Here is a 6,546-nt window from a genome sequence, read left to right on the forward strand (position 1 = left end):
GCGGTGTGCTTGGAAACTTGCTTGTCCGGTTTGGACGGGGGCTGATTGTAAATAAAACAGCAAATACAAATCGCTGCATAAAACGCAATTAATCTATCCGTATCTTTAGGAATTAAAGGTAATTTTCAAAAAAAGCTTTTGGTATATCAAAAAGATAAAGAAATGTGTTTTAGGTGTCATAAATTAATTCAAAAAATTAAAATTAATGGTCGTAGTTCTTATTTTTGTGATTTTTGTCAGTTAAAATAAATGTAAATATTTTATGTTATTTTTTGATAATTATTATTTCTAATCGATATTTATTTTTTTATCAGTTTTTATCAATTATTTATAATTATTTATAGTAATAGTATTTAAGGAAGGCCACAAATAATGATTAATTCAAATATAATTAAAATTTATTGTGTTAATAAATTGACTTCGGAAGATTACAAGGTACTTAATTTATTATATCAACCCCTAATTGGAACTATTGCTATCTCTTTGTATAATACTTTATATTTTTTAAACGAAAGTAAAAATAATATTGATAATAATTTTACTATTACATATCAGATGTTATTTGATTTTTTAAATATAAATAAAAAAACTTTTCAATCTAATCAATATAAATTAGAAGCTCTCCGTTTGTTAGAAACTTATTCTAATGATAATCAAGATATTATTTACGTACTTTATTCTCCTGTTTCAGCTCAAAAATTTTTTAATGATCCTTTATTAAGTCATTTTTTTTTAAGCGAAGTTGGTAATTATTATCATTGTTTACAAAAATTATTACTAAATAAATTACCTTTAATACCTAAAAATTTCCAAAATATTAGTAAAAATTTTGTAGATCTTTATAAAGTTAATAAAATTAATATTGATTATACCTCTTCATATCATCATTCTAATTCGGGTAATGCTCAAAACAGCAACAATAACCACTTAGTGGTATTTAAAAAATTTTTTGATTACGAAGTTTTTTTTAATAATTTATCTGAACGTTTTAAAAAACCTTTTTTATTAGAAAATGAAAATATTGATTATATCGTAACTTTGGGTTTTGTTTATATGTTACAACCAAAAGAAATGGCTGCTTTGTATCAAAAAATTTTTCGCCATAATTATAATCAAAATCTTAATATTAATTTAAATGTTTTAAAAGATTATTTATATGAACAAAATATAAAAACTAAACAAAATATTAAAATTATTGATGTTAATAATTATCAACAAGAAAAAAATGAAATGATTTTATGTTTAAAAAGATCACATCCTATTCATATTATTAAAAATTTTGGTAAAAATATTAATATAAATAAAAAATTAAATCATGATTTATTCATGTTAATTCAAAATCATAAAAATGTAGATATTGGAGTTATTAATGCTTTATTAATGTATATTTGCAAAAAGAAACATCATGAACTTGATTTTGTTTTATCTTATAATTATTGTGATGTTGTTTTAAAATCATGGTTAAAAAGAGGTATTATTTCTGCAGAAATGGCTTATAATTACCTGACAGAAGAGTTAGAAAATAATAATAATAAAAAATTTAATTCTGCTCGTAAAAATGTTCCTTTGCCTAAATGGTTAGATGATTTTATGAAAAATTTACATTAAGTTTATATTAAAGTAATTGAGAAATATTTAAGATCAATTATGAGAATGATAAATTATTATATAATCTCATATTAGTGCCAAAGATAACTAAATTTTGTGCTATTTAATCAATATCCATGGTAGATACTGAAGATATAAAGACCTATTTCGAAAGTTGCTTAAACAGGAAGTTCAGATTATACTAATGTAATATATAATTATTAAGTAATTTATCAGATAAAGAAAACCTGGAATCATTTTCTCTACAAAAAAGGTTATTTCTTCTAAAGAATTAAGGTAGAAATTTAGCGTAACTTGGAGAATCCTAAAATTAAGTAATTAAATTTACTAATCCGGAAATAAAAGTCCTAATGGTCAAGGATAAAGAATCTTTTTAGTAGTCGTAAGGATAAACCTAAATTTAATTTATTAAATTTATTTTTTATCGTGATAAATTGTTTATTAATATTATTTAAATATTTAAAATTAAAAATAAATAGACATAAAAAAAACATGATATAATAAATTAAGTAATAATTTATGTATAAGCTAAAAATATTTAGTAATGTTAAGAAAAAATGAGATTTTAGGTAAATATTTGATAATTTTAAATTTATTTGTTGAAGTTTTAATACAATATATTTTTTCTAATTAATCTATATTTATCTGAATTTATAATAAATTCAATGTATTATTATTTTAGTTTTATAAAAATTTAGATTTTAAAAAAATTTAAATTTTTATTTAGGAGTTATTATGGATTCATCTGAAAAGTCAAATTTTCATTTGCAAAAAATTAAAGATTATATTAAGAATCATCCCGACACAAAACATTTACAAATTAAAGACGAAGATGTTATTGTTGTTTTTAATTATTTAAATAAAAAAGATAAACCCAATCCTTTTGGATATAAATTAGTTTTAAAAGAACAACCTTATCTTCATGTAGTTTGGCAAGAAACTGTCAAAACTAAACAAATAGATTGGAAAAATAATTTACAACAAAAAAATTTTTTATTTAATCAAGAAATAAATTTTACTGGTATAGATATTAAAAATATAAAATCTATGTCTAAAATACAAAAAAGTATTTTTAATTATATGATGGATATCGTAGAAAAATATAATTCTTTTGATATTAACATTAAACAAAATAAAGGTTTATATATTTATGGTCCTTTTAATTCTGGAAAAACTTTTATGTTAAAAATATTAGCTAAAATGTTATTAATAAATCATATTCCTTTTTTATTTATTGTTATGTCAGATTTGGTTCGGCAATTTAAATTTTTATGGACTCATGATATTATAGAAGATAAAATAAACCATTTAAAAAAAATTCCATTTTTAATTTTAGATGATTTTGGTTTAGAAAATATGAATGCTTTTTTTCGAGATGATATTTTTATACCTTTATTAAATTATCGTTATGAATATAATTTACCTGTTTTTTTTAGTAGCGTTTTGCATCAGAATGATTTGAAAGAAACTTTACAATTAAATGTAGATTTAATTAATGCTACTAAATCTGCGAAAATTATTAATTTAATTCAAAAATCTACTTTATTATATGATTTTTCTCATAATATTTCTAAAAATAAATTGTCATGATAACAAGAATATTTTTTATTAGTTATTAAATTAGTTAAAATGATATTTTTTTATATTAATTATATATTGATTTTCAAAAATTAGGGAGAATATAAATATGATTCGTTTAATAGACGTTAATTTGAGCTTTGATGAAGACGAAGATATTTTAAAAGATATTTCTTTTAATTTGCCTAGTCGCGGATTTGTTTTTTTATCAGGACCATCAGGTTCAGGAAAAACTAGTTTATGCAATCTTTTATCAGGATTAGAAAAGATAAGTCATGGTAATATTTTAGTAGAAGATAAAGATTTATCTACTTTTTCAAATTTTGAAATGGCTGATTATAGAAATGGTATGATTTCTTATATAACGCAAGATGCTTATTTTATTAATGAATTAAGTGTTTTAGATAATATTCTTTTATCTGTTAAATTACAAAAAAGCGTTGTTAGTCCGCTCATTCATAAACAAATTAAAGATTTATTTAAATATTTTAATTTACCTATTAGTTTATTGGCAAAAAAACCTTTTAAATTATCTGGAGGACAATTACAAAGAGCCAATATAATTAGAAGTTTAATCAAAGATGTTGATGTGATAATATCTGATGAGCCTACAGGTAATTTAGATCCAGATTCTAGTGATTTAGTTTTTAAAAAATTAAAAGAGATTTCTGAAAAAAAATTGGTTATCGTAGTGACTCATGATATTTTATTAGCAACCAAACATGCTGATATTATTATTAAAATAAAAGAAGGTATTGTTAAAGATTATTTAGTGCGTAAACAAAATGACACTTTTAATAATGAAAATGTTCAATTTAATGAAAAAGATTTAGATTTATTAACTTATGTTGATAATTTAGAAAAACAAAAATTTGTTTCTAAAATCCAGGAAGTTTCTAATTTATTTGAAAATGATCATTTTTTGAAGTTTAAATCTGTTTCATCTAATTTACCTTTTAAAGAAGTTCATTCTATTTGTAAATTTTTTTATAAAAATCATTGGAAACGAAATTTATTTAGTCTTTTTTATTATTTTATGACAACTTTGTTAGTATTTAAATTGATATCGCATGTAAATATTTTCTTGGGAAAAATATTTTGGTATAAAACATCTTTTTTTAAAAATATATATTTAGAATTGAATGAAAGTATTATATTGCCTTTTTCAAAAGGATTTTATGGGGTATCTTTTGTAGGATTTTTAGTAATATTTTTATTTTGGTTGTTTTATTTTCTTTTATCTAAGTCCTTTCTTATTCGTCAGACAATAGTTTTTTATCGTACCGCAGGTATTACTCGTATTTTAGGTGCGAATAGTCGAATTATTAATAAAATATTATTTTATTTTATCGCTTATTTTATATTGGCGTTTACTTTCTTACAGCAAATGTTTATGTTTTTATACCAATGGTCAATTAATAAAATTGTTAATAAGGGTTTGAATTATTTTAATAATGGTTTGAATTATTTTTCTATGTTTTTGGATAAAAAAGCAATTCCTAGTTTTGATGATATGAATTTGTTTACACAAAAAAAATCATTATTGCAATTAAGTGAAAAACTTTATCCTTGTTCTATCGAATTTATTCAAAGCTTTTTTGATCCTTTATGTGAGAATGGTTTTTTTTCAATTTCACCTAGTTATCGGACTATAGTTAGTTGGATAGGTTTTTTTATTATTTGTTTTTTCTTTGTGTATAGTATTTATCTTTTAACGAATTCTAAACGATTAAATAAAACAAAACCTTTAATGATGTTAAAAAAAGGAAATTCTTGAAAAAATTTTCATAAAAAAACTCATTATAAATAAATAATTTATTTTGCTATAAATAATCATAAATTTTATAATTATTTATTAAAATAATAACTCGATTTCTTATAAGATTATTTTTTAGGAAATTGAGTTATTATAATTCTTATTTTATTTATTTTGATATTCATATTTTTGATTCTTTAATTAATTAAAGCAAGAAATATTTTTTATATTTTTATTAAAAGGATTTTAATTTCATATGAAAATTAAAGTGATAAGCACTTCTACTAGTTGTTTAGATTATTTTCATCAAAAACATAATATAGGATTAATTAGATTACAAATTTTTTTAAATAATCAAGAATATCGAGATGGTGAAAATTTAACTGCAAATCAATTTTATGATTTTATAACTAAAAATCCTCGTTTAATCACTACTACTTCTCAACCTCCTATAGGAGAAATAGTTGATTATTTTCGCCAAATAGCTCGTTTAGGTTATCAAAAAATTTTTGTTACTACTTTGTCTAGTGCATTAAGCGGTAGTTATAATAGTATTTTATCTGCTAGTAAAATAGTTGCTTCTGAAATAGAAGTTATAGTTTTTGATACCCAAAGTATTGGTTTTTGCGAAGCATATTGCGCTTTAGAAGCTGAACGTATGTTTTCTGAAGGTTTTGAAATTTCAGAAGTTATAGCATATTTAGAAGAATTACGTAAAAATAATAAAATTTTTTTTATAGTAGATTCTTTAAATCATTTAATTAAAAGTGGTCGTTTAAGTATTGCTAAAGGTTTTTTAGGAAGAATTTTTCATATTAAACCTATTTTAAAATTAGAAGCTCCTGGTATTATTACAATGATTAAAAAAGTTTTTACTATGGAAAAAGCTTTTGATTGTATTTTGAGAGAAATCGAAAATTATACGAAAAATCAGAAAAATCAAAAATTTTTTTTACATATTTTAACTTCAGGACGTCCTCCTATGAAAAATAAATTAATAGAAATTTTAAAAAAAAAGTTAAATATTAATGATATTTTAGAAGTTATTATTACTCCGGTTATAGGAGCGCATGTAGGTAATAATGTTCTTGGTGTGGGATTGATTATTCCTCCCATTTGATCCCATTAAGAAATTTCAATAATCATAAGGTGTAAATATAATATATGTTAAATGAAAATTTATATATGGATAAAGCTAAAAAGATTTTAAAAATATTAAAAAAATATGACCAATCAGAAGCTTTTATAGTGGGAGGGGCTGTTAGGGATTTTTTATTAAAAAAACCTTTTACAGATGTAGATATTACTACTAATCTTTTACCTGAAACTATTTGTGAAATTTTTAATGTTCCAAAGACAAGAATTCGTTACGGTTCTGTTAAAATTTGTTTTGAAAATGATTATTTCGAAATAACAACTTACAGGAAAGAAGGGGAATATTTAGATTTTAGACATCCTTCTTCTATTATTTTTATTCAAAATGTAAAAGAAGATTTACAAAGACGTGATGGGCGCCAAAGAGGCCTAAATTTCGTGCTATCTAACCAATATCCAGGGCTGATAAACCCTGAAAGGAGATGGTCGGTCTGACAAACGAAAGAATG

General features: G+C 21.7%; 6 protein-coding genes. All 6 read left to right on the top strand.

The features are described from left to right. The first annotated feature begins 162 nt into the window (after positions 1–162). The 6 genes from B2G44_RS02505 to B2G44_RS01560 all read left to right on the top strand — a co-directional run bounded on the left by B2G44_RS02505 (position 163) and on the right by B2G44_RS01560 (position 6,532). On the top strand, positions 163–249 hold the full coding sequence (locus B2G44_RS02505; RefSeq protein WP_369051697.1) for a zinc finger domain-containing protein: 87 nt from the start codon (positions 163–165) through the stop codon (positions 247–249). 123 nt (positions 250–372) lie between these two features. Then, positions 373–1,608: a DnaD domain protein gene (locus B2G44_RS01540; protein WP_078123097.1), complete on the top strand. Its 1,236-nt coding sequence runs from the start codon at positions 373–375 to the stop codon at positions 1,606–1,608. Positions 1,609–2,343: 735 nt separating this feature from the next. Further along, on the top strand, positions 2,344–3,198 hold the full coding sequence (locus tag B2G44_RS01545) for an ATP-binding protein (protein WP_078123098.1): 855 nt from the start codon (positions 2,344–2,346) through the stop codon (positions 3,196–3,198). Positions 3,199–3,295: 97 nt separating this feature from the next. Beyond that, positions 3,296–4,963, top strand: a complete 1,668-nt coding sequence (locus B2G44_RS01550) for an ATP-binding cassette domain-containing protein (protein WP_078123099.1) — start codon at positions 3,296–3,298, stop codon at positions 4,961–4,963. A 235-nt stretch (positions 4,964–5,198) separates the two neighbouring features. Beyond that, positions 5,199–6,062 carry a DegV family protein gene (locus B2G44_RS01555; RefSeq protein WP_078123100.1) on the top strand — a complete coding sequence of 288 codons (864 nt, stop codon included), beginning with the start codon at positions 5,199–5,201 and terminating at the stop codon, positions 6,060–6,062. Positions 6,063–6,106: 44 nt separating this feature from the next. Beyond that, entirely contained in the window at positions 6,107–6,532 is a 426-nt protein-coding gene (locus B2G44_RS01560) for a hypothetical protein (protein WP_078123101.1), read from the top strand. Positions 6,533–6,546: the final 14 nt, after the last annotated feature.

The sequence above is a fragment of the Candidatus Phytoplasma citri genome (assembly GCF_002009625.1).
GTDB lineage: Bacteria > Bacillota_I > Bacilli_A > Acholeplasmatales > Acholeplasmataceae > Phytoplasma > Phytoplasma citri.